General features: G+C 37.6%; 17 protein-coding genes, 2 tRNA genes and 1 rRNA gene. 10 read left to right on the top strand and 10 right to left on the bottom strand.

What is annotated here, in order from left to right; all coding sequences use genetic code 11:
• Position 1: 1 nt before the first annotated feature.
• Both fad_RS01020 and fad_RS01025 read right to left on the bottom strand, forming a co-directional pair.
• Positions 2-262, bottom strand: a complete 261-nt coding sequence (locus fad_RS01020) for a DNA-directed RNA polymerase subunit H (RefSeq protein ID WP_081141404.1) — start codon at positions 260-262, stop codon at positions 2-4.
• 13 nt (positions 263-275) lie between these two features.
• Positions 276-349, bottom strand: a tRNA-Lys gene (locus tag fad_RS01025).
• A gap of 150 nt (positions 350-499) precedes the next feature.
• Here fad_RS01025 and mtnA point away from each other — a divergent pair.
• Complete coding sequence (gene mtnA, locus fad_RS01030; protein WP_081141406.1) at positions 500-1516, top strand: S-methyl-5-thioribose-1-phosphate isomerase; 1017 nt, start codon at positions 500-502, stop codon at positions 1514-1516.
• Here the strand turns inward: mtnA and fad_RS01035 are convergent.
• On the bottom strand, positions 1492-2784 hold the full coding sequence (locus fad_RS01035; RefSeq protein WP_081141407.1) for a tryptophan--tRNA ligase: 1293 nt from the start codon (positions 2782-2784) through the stop codon (positions 1492-1494). The two genes, mtnA and fad_RS01035, sit on opposite strands and share 25 nt — an antisense overlap.
• Positions 2785-2858: 74 nt before the next feature.
• A 5S ribosomal RNA gene (rrf, locus tag fad_RS01040) occupies positions 2859-2979 on the bottom strand.
• Positions 2980-3102: 123 nt separating this feature from the next.
• Between rrf and fad_RS01045 the strand changes: the two genes are divergently transcribed.
• Positions 3103-4431 carry an MFS transporter gene (locus fad_RS01045; protein ID WP_081141409.1) on the top strand — a complete coding sequence of 443 codons (1329 nt, stop codon included), beginning with the start codon at positions 3103-3105 and terminating at the stop codon, positions 4429-4431.
• A gap of 28 nt (positions 4432-4459) precedes the next feature.
• On the opposite strand, the gene fad_RS01050 is transcribed toward fad_RS01045, so the two are convergent.
• The 4 genes from fad_RS01050 to fad_RS01065 form a co-directional block, all read right to left on the bottom strand.
• Positions 4460-5398 carry a deoxyhypusine synthase gene (locus fad_RS01050; RefSeq protein ID WP_081141410.1) on the bottom strand — a complete coding sequence of 313 codons (939 nt, stop codon included), beginning with the start codon at positions 5396-5398 and terminating at the stop codon, positions 4460-4462.
• 134 nt (positions 5399-5532) lie between these two features.
• Positions 5533-5604, bottom strand: a tRNA-His gene (locus tag fad_RS01055).
• 42 nt (positions 5605-5646) lie between these two features.
• Positions 5647-6264: an METTL5 family protein gene (locus tag fad_RS01060; RefSeq protein ID WP_081141412.1), complete on the bottom strand. Its 618-nt coding sequence runs from the start codon at positions 6262-6264 to the stop codon at positions 5647-5649.
• Positions 6245-6547 (bottom strand): hypothetical protein, encoded by a 303-nt coding sequence (locus tag fad_RS01065; RefSeq protein WP_081143133.1) that lies wholly within the window; start codon positions 6545-6547, stop codon positions 6245-6247. The genes fad_RS01060 and fad_RS01065 overlap by 20 nt, the downstream gene beginning before the upstream one ends.
• 356 nt (positions 6548-6903) lie before the next feature.
• On the opposite strand from fad_RS01065, the gene fad_RS01070 reads away from it, so the two are divergent.
• The 8 genes from fad_RS01070 (at position 6904) to speB (ending at position 13275) form a co-directional block, all read left to right on the top strand.
• Entirely contained in the window at positions 6904-7797 is an 894-nt protein-coding gene (locus fad_RS01070; RefSeq protein ID WP_081141413.1) for a heme o synthase, read from the top strand.
• 109 nt (positions 7798-7906) lie between these two features.
• Entirely contained in the window at positions 7907-8485 is a 579-nt protein-coding gene (locus tag fad_RS01075) for an exosome complex RNA-binding protein Csl4 (RefSeq protein ID WP_081141415.1), read from the top strand.
• On the top strand, positions 8469-8627 hold the full coding sequence (locus fad_RS09370) for a hypothetical protein (RefSeq protein WP_171481739.1): 159 nt from the start codon (positions 8469-8471) through the stop codon (positions 8625-8627). The genes fad_RS01075 and fad_RS09370 overlap by 17 nt, the downstream gene beginning before the upstream one ends.
• A 9-nt stretch (positions 8628-8636) precedes the next feature.
• Positions 8637-8852, top strand: a complete 216-nt coding sequence (locus tag fad_RS01080) for an LSM domain-containing protein (protein WP_081143134.1) — start codon at positions 8637-8639, stop codon at positions 8850-8852.
• Between the two features lie 37 nt (positions 8853-8889).
• Positions 8890-10464, top strand: coding sequence for a DUF5591 domain-containing protein (locus tag fad_RS01085; RefSeq protein WP_081141416.1), 1575 nt, complete (start codon positions 8890-8892; stop codon positions 10462-10464).
• 47 nt (positions 10465-10511) lie between these two features.
• Complete coding sequence (locus fad_RS01090; protein ID WP_081141418.1) at positions 10512-11762, top strand: amidohydrolase family protein; 1251 nt, start codon at positions 10512-10514, stop codon at positions 11760-11762.
• Between the two features lie 260 nt (positions 11763-12022).
• Positions 12023-12412 (top strand): translation initiation factor IF-5A, encoded by a 390-nt coding sequence (locus fad_RS01095; RefSeq protein WP_009887233.1) that lies wholly within the window; start codon positions 12023-12025, stop codon positions 12410-12412.
• Entirely contained in the window at positions 12370-13275 is a 906-nt protein-coding gene (gene speB, locus fad_RS01100) for an agmatinase (RefSeq protein WP_009887234.1), read from the top strand. Before fad_RS01095 ends, speB begins: the two co-directional genes overlap by 43 nt.
• A gap of 2 nt (positions 13276-13277) precedes the next feature.
• Here speB and fad_RS01105 read toward each other — a convergent pair whose 3' ends face one another.
• Entirely contained in the window at positions 13278-13808 is a 531-nt protein-coding gene (locus fad_RS01105) for a 50S ribosomal protein L16 (protein ID WP_019841616.1), read from the bottom strand.
• A 138-nt stretch (positions 13809-13946) separates the two neighbouring features.
• A complete protein-coding gene (locus fad_RS01110) occupies positions 13947-14858 on the bottom strand; it encodes a transposase (RefSeq protein ID WP_081141419.1) in 912 nt (303 codons plus the stop codon).
• Between the last annotated feature and the right edge of the window lie 28 nt (positions 14859-14886).

Genomic DNA, 14886 nt, shown 5'->3' on the forward strand with positions numbered 1-14886 from the left:
CTTATATCACACTCTTAACAATAACTCTATAATACTCATAATAACCTGCAGTGGGGCTTTTGCGAATAATTTTAACTACCCGGCCCGGCTCAAGTGTTCCGTGAATTTCCTCCAGTGCCTTAATTGTAGGGTCATTAATGCTAATTTTCGGCAGGTTCTCTTTTGTCACATTAAGCTTTGTTAAAACGCTTTCCTCATCTTCCACAGGCACCAGATGGTGTTCTGGCACTATTTCGTGCTCAAGCACATTGAACTTACTCATATTTTCACCTAAACGGGTCCGAAGGGGTTTGAACCCTTGACCGCCTGGTTAAAAGCCAGACGCTCTACCTAGCTGAGCTACGGACCCACAATATGTAGTCAGCTATATACATTTGAATGATATAACTTTTTTTGTATAATGATATTACTAAATAGTATTTTAACGTTTTACTTTTTTTGCATTTTAGTACGGAAAATTTCATGAAAAATTTAATATCTCTGCCTATTATATTCTATAATGAAAGTTAACATAAACGGCGTGTCAAAGGCAATTCTTGCAGTATGGTTTGAAGATAACCAGGTAAAACTGATAGATCAGAGAAAAATTCCGGAAACAATTGAGATATATTCTGCAAAAAATAGTGATGATATTTACTATGCAATTAAAAATATGGTCGTCCGCGGGGCACCAGCAATAGGTGTTACTGCAGCATATGGGTTGGCTATGGCTTCTAAAAATAAGGAAAATATGGAGGAAGCTGTTAAGGTCATATCATCATCAAGGCCCACAGCTTATGATCTCTTCAAGGCAATTGATTTTATGAAGGCAAATAATTTTTCAGAATCAGCAGCAAAGAGGTACGCCCTTGAAATAACAGAAAGATCCAGAAAGATAGGGGAATATGGAAATACGCTTATACAGGCTAATGACCATATACTCACACATTGCAATGCAGGGGCACTTGCGGTGGTTGACTGGGGAACTGCCCTAGCACCTATGAGGATGGCGCATGATGCTGGCAAAAAATTTTTTGTCTATGTTGATGAAACCAGGCCCAGATTGCAGGGTGCGAAACTTACTGCATGGGAACTCCAGCAGGAAGGCATAGATTATTCAATAATAGCAGATAATGCTGCAGGGCATTTCATGAAGAATAAAGACATAAACCTTGCAATAGTAGGTGCTGACAGGATAGCGGCGAATGGTGATTTTGCCAACAAGATTGGAACCTATGAAAAGGCAGTTCTTGCAAAGGTGAACAATATACCCTTTTACGTTGCTGCACCCGGAAGCACCTTTGATTTTTCCCTGAAAAACGGTGATGGTATACCCATAGAGGAAAGGGATGAAAGCGAAGTATTGACTGTCAACAATTCAAGGATCGGGCCGGTTGAAGGGCATGCCAGGAATCCTGCATTTGATGTTACACCAAATGAATATGTAACCGCATTCATAACGGAATATGGCATATTCAAGCCTGGGGAACTTAAAAAATTGTATAGTTTAATTCACGAAGATCTCTTTATGAGGTAATCATCCAGCTTTCCAAGTGATTCATCCTTTTTTTCTGCAAGTGTTTTTAACATTCCTGATATATTTTCAGCAGCTTCTATTTTGCACGGCCCGCACATTCTTACGCCGCCCTTGCATTCTTCATAGACCCTGGTTACATACTTATCGTTGCTGTTATGGTATTTATAAAGTTCAAAAACAGGGCATATATCCGGATTTCCCCCATATTTTTTCTGCTCTTCAATGGTCTGTTTGCCGCCTGTTACTGCATGCTTTATCTTTCTGGTTGCTTCTTCTCCAGTATCATTAAGGCTTATAAGTGAATCAGGAACAGAAGAGGACATTTTGCCTCCTTTTAATCCAGTTTCCAGTTTCTGGAACGTTGCCGACGGCTCAATAAACGCATAATCGTTTATCCGGCTTTCTTCAATGGCAAGCATCATATCTATTTTTATCTTATCCTCGCCTGTGGAATTTTTAACATATATGGCACGGTATTCATAATTTGGCATGCATTCATATCCACTGTTCCCCAGCACACTTATGGCTGAATTGATTTTATCTGCAGGGTCATCGCTGCCCTTTATGTAGATAGAAATTTTATTATCTTCAATTTTCACATTGTAAACCCTTAACCTTTTAGCAATGTCACGCATAAGCCTTATATGAGGGTCCTGGTCAATTCCAACAGGCACAATGGTTGCCCTGGGCCCACCCAGATGGCCCAGCTGTGTATGCAGAACATCTGCAGCCTGTATTATAGGTGCATTTACATGCAATATAGAAGATGAATCTGTCAATCCATATATTGATTTTAACTCGCTCATATTTGTTTCGTTGGATAGGACAAATGATAAACTCTGCGTATCGTAATTTTCAGACTGGAAATATATCCTGCATGGCTTAAGCCCCATGGATATATAATTGGCTATGTATTCATTTATTGCTATATTGCGGGCCTTGTCAAAGCTTATTCCCCTTGTCGCATACGATTCCAGGTCTGCCACAGCAATGTAGACATCCGCTCCCAGTGACTGGAAATATATTATCTGGTCTATGGTGAGTTTGTTGCCCAGGTGCATTTTGCCCGAAGGCATTAATCCTGTCATAGCATTGAATTTAATTTTGTTTTTAATTGAATATTCCAGATAATCTATCCCCCTTTGCCCGAATATCAGGTGGCGCCTGAACATAAAATAGTCAAAATAGTTATCGGGCCTTTGAATTCCGAATTCTTTAATTAATTTCTCGTAGTCAAAATACTGTGCCGAACTCCACGGATTTATCATAACTCCTGATTGAGTGTGCATTAATTAATTTTCCTTACAATGTACAAAACAATTAATTAAAAATTTGATAATAAAAACGACAGCGAAACATAGTTCCCGTCCCCTCGCGGAAGATAGTACAGTATGCAACACATCGGACTTAACCGTCGGGTTCGGAATGAGACCTGGTATTTCCCCGATGTTATGACCGTCGTCAACACTTAATCACTAACAGATATATAAATATTTTTTTTATGAGGTAGTGAATAATAATTCTTAATTACTTAATATTAGGTATATACTCAATATTTATATATCCAATTGCAATAACCGGTTGAAATGAACAGTTATAAAACAATTTCAGATGCACCATCAACACCATTTGTCCGGAAGATTACAGTGCTATCATCCATGGGAGTTATGATGGATGGCTACACGCTCACTGTTTTCTCATATGCATTGCTATACCTGATCAATGTAATGTCGCTGAAAAGTTATGAGATCTCAATTATGGGAATATCATCAATAGGGGGCGTCCTGATCGGGAGTCTCATTTCCGGTTATATAGCAGATATTTACGGGAGACGTTTCATATACATATATGATCTATTCCTGGTTTCTATATTTATTTTCCTTACAGGATTTGCCACAAATTACATAAATTTTTCAATACTTGAATTAATTGTTGGAATAGGCATAGGTGCTGATTACCCTGTGAGCTCTTCAATCCAGGCAGAATTTTCGCCTACAAAATCCCGTGGCAAATTTATGTTTTTTAATATATTCTCATTTTCAATAGGTTCACTGATATTTCTCGGGCTTGCAGTGCCGCTTGTATTGTTTACAGGGGTGAACGCATGGCGGTATATGTATATGATTGGCGCAGTGTTCCCAATTCTTGTCCTGTTTTCACGGAAGAAGATACCGGAAAGCCCGTACTGGGTACAGCATAAATATGGAAAGGAGGCAGGTGAAGGGGCGAAGAAGCAATTTGAAGCTTCAACAGGATACACCATAGAAGGTTTGCCTGATGTTAGCAGGGAAAAAACAAGATTCAGGGACATATTTAAGGGCAAATATGCCGCCTATATTATGTTTATTACTGTGGCATGGTTTTCATACGATATCGTCAGTTACGGCATATGGACCTATTCACCTCTCATATTTTCAACTGAAATTACATCATACTATGCTGATCTCTATGTGGTGTTTACCGGCATGGCTGAATCAATTCCGGTGGTTGTAGGATTCCTGATTGCAATATACTATGTAGACCGCATAGGGCGCCGCCTTCTCCTTATAATAGGATTTTTAGGGGCCTTTGCAGTACTTATATTATTCTTCTTTGTGAACCAGTATATGGTAGTAGGCCTTTTGATGACTTTCAGCGCCTTCGGGTTTGTTCACTTTTTCCATAATGTAGGGCCGAGCCCGATAACATATACGTATCCACTGGAGATATTTCCCACCAGAATAAGGGGCACTGCAATGGGTTTTGCCACTTCAGTTTCAAGAATTGGATCTATAGTTGCTGTATTTTCATTTCCTATAATAGATGCATTATACGGATTGAAGGCAATAATAATTTTCTTCGCCATATTCGAATTCATCGGACTAGCATTTACATTAAAATATGCACCGGAAACAAATGGGAAATCCTTAACATAAAAATAACAAAGGCTTATTTAAAATAAATTTATAAAAATGGGGCAACCATAATAGGAAGAATTGCTGTAGCATCCCCGTAAATATTTACAAATTTTGCATCTTTTCTTACCTTTTTCCAGGTTATTGCTTCCTCAAGCTTTGCACCTGAGAGTGAACCATCGTATTCCTGTGCGGTTGTGATATAAACAGCCTCGTTCAGCCCGTCCCTGAACTGGTTCCACCATATGGTATGGTGCTTTGAAATGCCGCCCCCTATCATCAATGCGCCCGTTTTCTTTGCATCAAATACTATATCAGAAAGCCTGTGCTCATCTTCAAGGATGTTTATTTTGAAATCATGGTGCATTTCATAGAATGACCATAACTGTGACCCGAATGATCCATCGGTTATGCCCGGAACAAACACAGGTATGTTATTTTTTGCAGCGTTATATAGAATTGAGTTTTCATTGTCCAGTTTCAATCCTACTTCCCTTATCAGATCCACCGGTGCCCATTCTTTCTTTTTGTTGTATAACTCCTCTATCATGGGCATTAGCTTCTCTTCTATTACAACTCCATAACTTTCATCGGGGACAAATACATTGCCCAATCTGTTAATATTCATATCCTTGAGTTTCTCATCACCAAAGTTAAATGTCCCGGCGTAATAATCTGTATACACACGTGCAACGTCATGGTCAAGGGTACCATTGGTTGTTATAATTACATCAACAAGTTTGTTTTTTACAAGCTGATTTATTATCCCTCTTGTCCCTGTGGAAATTATATCAGCCGGAAACGAAAGGAATGTTGTTTCATCCGATGTGAATTCTTCCTTTAAAATCTGATATCCTTCATATAATTTTTTTGATGTAAAACCACCGCTTGTCCCGAACATTTCCATTAATTGCATTAAGGTAGTATTTTTATTTATTTTCAGATCCTTTACCGGATCTTTTAATAAATCCTCTCTTTTTATTTCCATGAAACATAATAGTAATTTTATAATTCAATCTATCGGTTTATTTCCGGTTTTCATTACAAAGAAACTATGTATTGAATGCTTTAAAATACAAATTCATACAAGCCAGTAATGTTAAAAATTTAACAGTATACAAGGGCCGGGACCGGGAATCGAACCCGGGTCCGGGGATCCACAGTCCCCAAGGATGTCCATTACCCCACCCCGGCCATTTTAGCTCATGGATATTATTACTATGTATAATTATTTTTTTAATTTTTGATGCCATATACAAGAACAGATTCTATTTCATGGTAATTATCTGTATGGTGTGCATAGATCCTCGGCACCTTTATAAATATCCTTTCCTGCCTTATTATTTGAATTCTCTGTGAATAGAATTCCCTGATATATTCATAGCTTTTTATATTATGTATACTGTATATATGTGTCCCTATTTCTATGGCTTTATTAATAAATGGCATATCGTCGTGTTTTATGACAGATCCAAATGGGGGATTCATTAACACAGTGTCATATTCCCCCTTAACATCAGAAACATCTACATTTGCAAATTCTGCATCTGAAGCGTTATTTTCTGCATTTTTCCTGGATGTAGCTACCATCTCGGGGTCTATATCTATACCTGTGGAAACTTTTGCACCGAGATATGATGCCCCGATAGCAAATATCCCATTCCCTGTTCCAAGGTCTATTACATTCTTCCCTGCAATATTGCCATCCATATACGCTTCAATTAAAAGTGTTGAGGCAGTATCTGCATCTGTTGGGTACTGCTCCAGGTTAATATTATAAAAATCAGGCTTTTCCAATCTGGAGAGGAAAATTTCAAGCGCTTTTTTGTTTATTTTATTCCTGCGGGTTTCCAATTGCCATCTCCAGAATATTTTTGGCTAGACGTTTAGCTACCGGCATTTCATTTCCTCTCTCTATAAGTATTTTTTCAATCTTCCTTACAGCTCTCTGCCTTTTCCACGTGCCATTCTCATGAACTGCGAGAACTATATACTCCGCAATTTCACGGTCTATATTGATGCCGAATCTTTCCCTTATCTTAATCTGCCATACTGGAACCAGAACTACCGGAATATCACGCAGGGTGTTACTCCTTGCTTTTTCTATTAATCGGTTAATATTGCTTTGGTCTGACATCCGGCTTTCATTCATAACGTCTATATAAACATTTCATCTTTTGCCATTATAATGATATTCAGCATTATGAATAAAATCAATTGCTTGAATTATTATTACAATTTTATTTCCATCATTATTTCATATATCTGTATACATTTGCAGCATATGGAGCTAATTTCTTCCGGATCAAGCATTTCACAGAAAGAGGGCGTACGGCATAATCATGCTGCTAAATTAATATAATTACTGCAGGCAAGTAATGGCATAAAAACACCACCATTAACTCACTCATTAAAGACAATTTCCAGAATATATATTAGTTTTCCTTAGCACCTAATATATTTATTTAGGATTAACATACATATGAGAAGTAAATGTCCGGTAAAATAGCTTTATACATTGAATACTCCAAACCACGGGTATGGTGGCTTCTTGTTTTTATTGGCTTTGGTGGGGCTATACTGGCGATTAATCATTTTTCATTAACAAATATATTGATGGTAATTGTTGCAATTGTTGCTATAACAGCAGGGTCTATGGGTGCTGAAGGCTTAACCAATTATATAGACCTTGAAATGGATACGACAATGGAAAGAACCAGAAACAGGCCGCTTCCAAGTGGAAAGATCACCATGAAGGGGGCACTTATATTCGGTTATTCACTTGCCATATTCTCTGTGTTAATCCTACTTGTATTTGGAAGGTTTATAGCATCACTTTTCATGGCAATTGGCATAGTAGATAATGTTTTTATTTACAGCTACCTTCTCAAGAAGATTTCATCATACAGTATCATATACGGGGGGTTTTCAGGAGCTTTTCCGGTACTTATAGGCTGGTATGCAGTGACATCCACTTTTTCCTGGCTTCCGTGGGTATTGTTCCTCCTGGTCATGTTCTGGATTCCGGTACATGTCTGGAGCCTCGCCTATAGATACAGGGAGGACTATAAAAAAGCTAATGTGCCTATGTTCCCCGTTACCCACTCAGACAGGTCAACCGCTATTGCAATCTCATTTTCATCCCTGTTGCTGATAGTATTTTCACTGACACCATATTTTCTGGGGCTTTACAATCTGGTATATCTAATACCGGTTGCAATTCTATCGATTCCAATAATAATATTCTCATATAATTTTATAAAAAAACCTGATAGAAAGACATCTTTCCGGCTATTTGTCTATACTGCCCCCTATCTTACATTTGTATTTATTCTTGTTATAATATTGAATCTGTTGCGTGTATTAAATTTATTCCGTTTTTTCTGATTGTGCTAATCAAAAAATTAATAATAAATGAATTACTTAATATAAAATCATAGAATACATATACAGTGGAATTCAATTGTATAATGCAAAATATGACAGAGGTAATTAAATGGAACAGGTTAATGACATAGTATTTCCGGGCGACGTGATAGCAAAGGAGGAAGAATACCTCTCAGGTAGAAATACACAGGATATAGACGGAAATATCATAGCCACCGCTTTCGGAAAAGTATCAAGGGATGATAAATCACTTGTAATATCTGTTGATACACAAAAACAGGCAGTAGTTATAAGAAGATATGATATTGTATATGGAAAAATAATAAAAATTCTTAACAAGGAAGCAGTAATACTGGTTTCTGGAGTTGATAAGGGAAAGGCAATAGTCCCTGTGGCCACAGAAGCAAGGCTCAAATTGCCGATTCCAAACAAAACAATGTATTCCCATATTGTTACACTTGGAGATATATTAAGGGCAAAAATAGTAAGCACAAGGCCACTTTATGCCACTATATTTGAATCCGGGCTTGGTGTACTTAAGGGCAGATGCACCGTATGCAGGAGTGAACTCATTGCAGATAACGGAAAACTGTATTGCAGAAATTGTGGTAGAATAGAGCAGAGGAAAATTGCCCAGGATTATGGCAATATAAATATATCAGGTGTTAATTATGAAAGAAGCCGATAAAACAAAAAATGTTCAGGAGCTTTCAAGAGAAGTTAAAGACATGAGAAAGGAAATAGATAGTATGAAGGAGCTTCTGGGCGGATTGATAAAGGTCATGATGGATCATGATGACCAGTTTAGCGACGAGGATGAATATAATTAGGTGAATAAAATGGCAACATTACCGATGAAAATGCTTGAAGAAAATTTAAATAAAAAAGTTACGCTCTTATTGAAGGACAACAGGTCACTTGTAGGGATACTTGCAGGGTATGATGAGTACATGAATATGACTCTGGATGATGCAGAGGAAAATGGTGAAGTCCAGAGAAAAATTGGAAAAGTCATTATACGTGGAAGCAACGTGGTAAGAATTACCACAAAATAATTTCTAAAGTATATATAATCTGTTTTAATAACACCCTATGTCTGAAAAGATAAACGATAAGCAATATGTAATGGGATTTACATGGGCAGGGTACAGAAATGGCAGAAGATTCCCACTTTTAATTAACACATTTTCAAATGATTATAAAAACGATAAGGACAGTATAGAAATTCTCGGAGAGAAATTTTCCAGGAAGATATATTACCCCTCTTTCCTCGGCGGTGAAAAAGTTATCGAAGGAAATGAAATGGTTATAATATACAATGGCCTGGAACTTATACAGAGGCCAGCCCGCCTTATTGCATTTATAATGGAATTAAGGAAGAAATATGGGTTTAAAAAAATGTTTTATCTACAGGGAATTTCTGACCCCTACCTCCTGCCTGTACTCTCATATCTAGGAATCAATATTTTTGATGACCTGTATATAAGGAAAGAAAGCCAGGAGAATTTAAAATATACTGTTGCCGGTAAAACAAAGGTTGATTATAATCCGCTGGAAGAAAATATAAAATTCGCTGAATCCATCCTGGACTCAATTTTTCTGGCTACCAGAGATGGCACATTGCGTGAAATTGTTGAAAAAATTGCAATATCAGGGAAAGCCCTTGAAATTTTAAGAATAGCAGATACAAAATATTATAATGAGTTTTCCCAGGTATTTCCTTCAAGGACCCCATATATCCAGGCTAATTCAATCGAATCATTAAACAGGCCTGATATAGCTTATTACAGGAATAAAATAGCAGAATATACAAAACCGGAACACAGGAACATTGCACTTCTGCTCCCCTGCTCAGCAAAAAAGCCATATTCAGATTCAAAAACCCATAAAAAAATACTTGCAGGCATCTGGCAATATAGAAGATATCTCCATGAGCTGATAGTAACATCACCTGTCGGGCTTGTACCACGTGAACTGGAAAATGGGTATCCTGCCAGATTTTATGATATTCCGGTAATCGGCACATGGTATGAGGATGAAAAAGTCATGATGAAAAACCTCATTTCCAGTTATATGAAGAAAAATAATTATTCAGAAATAATAGCATACATACCGGAAGACCTGGATTTTATCCGGGAATCACTTCCGGAAAACTCAAAGATAATAGAGGGAAGGGTTACTGATGATGGCAACATTGCGAAACTGGCATCCGTTTTAAAGGATACAATAACGGGTGATAGTGAGTATGCAAAGAAGCTGGACGATTACCGGGCAATATTGAGATTTCAGTTTGGTGAATGGATCATGCCATACCTTTCCAAGATAAAGCTGATAAATAGCTTTCATCAGGATATGCTTGTTGAAGATGGCAAAATACTTTTTGTGTATAACGAATCTATTGGCCGTTTTTCAATTACCCATGAATCGGGCAAATTTTTCATGGAGAACAATAAGTTTAATGTTTCAATTGAAGATTTTAACCCCACATCCAGTGTATACGCTATGGGAATACGCGACGCCACCACGGACATAAAGGCCTTCGATGAGGTGGTAATGACATATGGAAATGAATTGCGTGGCACCGGCACAGCATTAATGCCATCCAGGGCTATGGTAGATATGGATCATGGAGCTGCTGTAAAGGTCAGGTCAGGAGTTAAAAAGTAATATTTATTCTTAATAAAGGATTATTAATAATATTGAAATTATCCCCTATGAGTATTCTGATCAGGAATGGAACAATAATCACTGAAAACGACAACAGAGATATACTGCACGCCAACATACTTGTAGATGGCAATAAAATAACATATATTGGCAGTGAAGAGCTTCCACATGACAATGAAATAGATGCCACCGGCAAAGTTATCCTGCCCGGGTTCATAAATACTCACACACATGTGGGGATGAGTGGATTTAAGGGTTTGCTTGATGATATGGTTCTTTCCGAATTTCTTGATAAAACATCAAAACTTGATTCACAGAGGACAGAAGAAGGAATATACAACTCAAGCCTGCTGGGCATGAATGAAATGATCAACTCCGGAATAACCTCATTTGTTGATTTATATTATTCTGAGGATGTAATTGAAAAAGCAGTAGAAAAAACCGGAATGCGCGGCTTTCTTGCCTGGGCAACGCTTGATCAGGAGTTTACCACCCAGAAAGGAGACCCCGTTAAAAATGCAGAATCTTTCATAAAGAAAAAGCATCCTGACACAGTTACCCCTATGGCAGGAATTCAGGGCATATATGTTTCATCAGATGAGAACTATTTCAGGGTGAAAGAACTTTCTGAAAAGTACAATGTTATGGTGCACACACACCTTTCAGAAACCAGAAAGGAGGTATATGATTTTGTAAAAACCCATAATGAGCGGCCTGTAGAGCATCTGGGTTCCATAGGTTTCCTGTCTGATAAGCTCATTGCTGCACACTGTGTATGGATTACATTAAACGAAATTAAACTGCTTTCAAAATATAATACATCTGTTTCATGGAATTCTATAAGCAATGCCAAACTGGCATCCGGCGGAATAGCACCTGTTCCTGAATTGCTTTCCAACAGCGTTAATATCTCTCTTGGTACAGATAGTTCAGGAAGCAATAACTCATTAAACATGTTCGAAGAAATGAAATATTCAGCAATATCAATTAACAATGACCGGTGGTCAGCTGATACGGTAAAATCACAGCAGATACTGGATATGGCAACCAGGAACGCAGGCATGGCATTGCACGCACCAATCGGAATAATAAAAGAAGGATACCTTGCAGACCTTATTGTGCTTGATATGGAGCAATACAATACAATGCCATATACAGATTCTAACATAGTGAATAACATTGTATTTTCGGCAAATTCCGGGAATGTGGAACAGGTAATGGTAAACGGAAAAATAATCATGAAGAAGGATTCTAGCAAAACAGGAGTGTCTTTTTTCAGTGGATTAAATTATTTATAATTCCGGTCATACGGAACTATTTTCAAAATCTTAAAAGTATATAGAACCCTGCAAAGCAGGCCAGTTATTTATACTATTTACCTGCATTAATTGTAAATATATAACGGGTGGTGATGAAAACCCTATTATCTACCAAATAAAACACATGAGGCGCAGCTTTTAATTCTTTCTACTTTATTTCCATATCAGAATGCAATGCTAAATAACCATATGGATATAAAAATATATAAAGGCTTAAAATATTAACCAAAGGATAAGATATGAGCTGGACAGAAGCTGAAGTTAGGGAATTAAAAGTAGGAAGATACATGTTAATAGATGATTCACCCTGTAAAATAGTTGATATTACAATGTCAAAACCAGGTAAACACGGTGAAGCAAAAGGGCGAATTGTCGCCATAGGAGTATTTGATGGGCAGAAGCACAGTGTTGTTTACCCAGTGAAACATAAAATCAAGGTTCCTATAATAGTTAAAAAGAATGCACAGATACTTTCTATTGCAAATAATGAAGCACAGATGATGGATTCTGAAAGTTTTGAAACATTTATTTTGCCAATAGAGCCAGAAGATCAGGATAAATTAAAACCGGGAATGGAGGTGCCATATTGGGAAGCTATGGGAAAAAGGAAAATAATGCTGCAGAATTAATGTCGCAGTTTTCCAATCTAAAAATTGCTGACGCGCTGGCCAGCTATGAAGATGCAGATTATGTGATATTCGGGGCCCCATTCGATAATACGTCCAGTTACAGGAGAGGTTCCAGGCTGGCACCCAATTCCATACGGGCTGCCTATGATAATCTCGAATCATATGAGGTAAATTATGGTATAAACCTTCTCGATGCAAAAATATGTGACCTTGGGGACCTCCCGGTTTATGAGGATGTTGATTATATACTCAGTGAGATTGAAACGGCCACTGCTACAATATTCCACGACAAGAAAATACCGGTAATGCTTGGTGGTGAGCACTCCCTTACAGTAGGTGCACTGCGCAACCTTAAAGATATTACAATGGTAATTATTGACGCCCATTCTGATTTCAGGGATTCATATATGGGCAATAAGAATAACCATGCATGTGTTACAAGAAGGGCTCTTGAACTCCTGGGTAAAAACAAAATAATCTCAATAGGGACAAGGTCAACATCATACGAGGAAATAGCTTCAGGAGAATATGAAAATGTTAGATTCATCTCAGCAAATGAGGTCCGTGCATCAGGCATAGATGAAGTTATAAGCGAAGTTATGGAAAAAACATCGGATAGGGTTTATTTCTCCATTGATATGGATGGTTTCGACCCGGCATATGCACCTGGCGTTGGAACTCCAGAGCCATACGGGCTTACATCATATGATGTTCGCAGCATATTAACATCAATATCAGATAGAATAATTGGTTTTGATATAAATGAAATGACGCCACTATACGATAATGGCAATACATCAATGCTTGCTGCAAAATTAATTCAGGATTTTATAGCGAGCCGTGAAAAGGCTCTAAAAAAATAAATTTATAATCCCATTTTTGAAGTTATTTCTTTTCCCTTTGTTATTATTACCTTGCATGGTGTAGGCAATTTTATGGAAGCTTTCTTTAAAGCATCTTTCATGGTTTTAGCGCTGGCTCTGTCTACCTTCCCAACCATAATAATTTCTCCAATATGGACTCTTGCGGCTGTTCCTACCGGTTTTCCAAAAGCCATTCTCATACCACTGGATATCCTATCAGCACCTGCTCCGGTAGCCATTTTATGTTCACGGATTACCTGGTGCGGGTACACGCGTATATGAAGGAAATAATTTCCAGCTCCCACGTTTTCAAGTAATTTCCTGTTAATAGAAATTCTTGCAGCTTCCAGGGCTGTATGCCTTATCTGGCACGCTTCTTCTGCTACTAATTGCATTTCAATTTCAAATTCCCTTTTCTGGTTACCCTGTACGAATGTGGTAATCTTGGGGTAAGGAACCCCGCCCATAAACTCCTTTCTCGTATATGCTGGGCCTGAAATCTTTGAATACATTCTTGCTGGTTTAGTTACCATAATAATCTATTCATGAATTCATGCGCGTATAAAAACATTTACGAAAATATCCGGTAAAAAATTTTATAGCTCCATCCAGGAATTCAAAAAAATATTGCTATTTGATTATTAAACTAAAGTAATAGGGCGTCTCACATTTTAACAATTGACGATTTTCATTATCTCCCTCGGTTTTTCTCCCAGTTCCATGTTTGATATTATCATGAGATTGTATGCAATTGTTTTCAGGCCTATTGCAGTATCATAATCCCTGTTCACAGTGTACCAGATATTCTCACACTTCAGTATTTCTTCAAGTATGCTGAAGGTACGCTCTATTTCCCATCTAAGAGGATACATTGAAGCATATTCTTTTCTCATGTCAATGCCTATTTTCCTGTTTAATGGCAACCTATTATCTACTATCCCTCTTCTCCTATTGGTATCAATTACAGGTAGAGCATGTGTATTTTCAAATATATAATCGTATATGTCAGATGCATCATAAGCTGAATCTGCAAGAACATATGAGAAATCTCTAACAGAATCCACCATATCATGCGACACATGGGAATCATGCATATTTCCCTTTGTTACCATCCATTCCATTATAATGAGGGAATCAACATCAATTGCCATATGGCATTTTCTACCATATGACCATCCCTTTGTTGTCTTTGACCATCCTGATACTGGATCTTTGTAATTATTCCATGCCTTTCTTCTCATTGCTGTTGAATGCTTGCATGTATGTATTATAAAGGAATCTATTGCAGCTATTGATTCTATTGAATAAAGATAGGTAATTTCGTTGTTTACTGCATGGAGGTCTATCATTCTGGCTCTCCTTGAAAGTGTCTGGAAGCTTGGTATCTCGTTAAGGCCAGCCATTCTTATATATTCCTCATGGTTGGTGAGGAATATTCTGGCTGATCTATAAGATATATTGAAAATCTGTAAAACTATCAGCACCTTCAATATCTGTCTATCTGTGTACTTTCTTTTCCTGTCATCAGGCGAAACAATATTATCTATGATTTCCATAATCAATGGGATTTGCTGTGAGGGCATATCCCATTATTGTTTTTTTGTTAATAAT

Origin of the sequence: Ferroplasma acidiphilum, from assembly GCF_002078355.1 — an archaeon.
In the GTDB taxonomy this organism is placed as follows: Archaea; Thermoplasmatota; Thermoplasmata; order Thermoplasmatales; family Thermoplasmataceae; genus Ferroplasma; species Ferroplasma acidiphilum.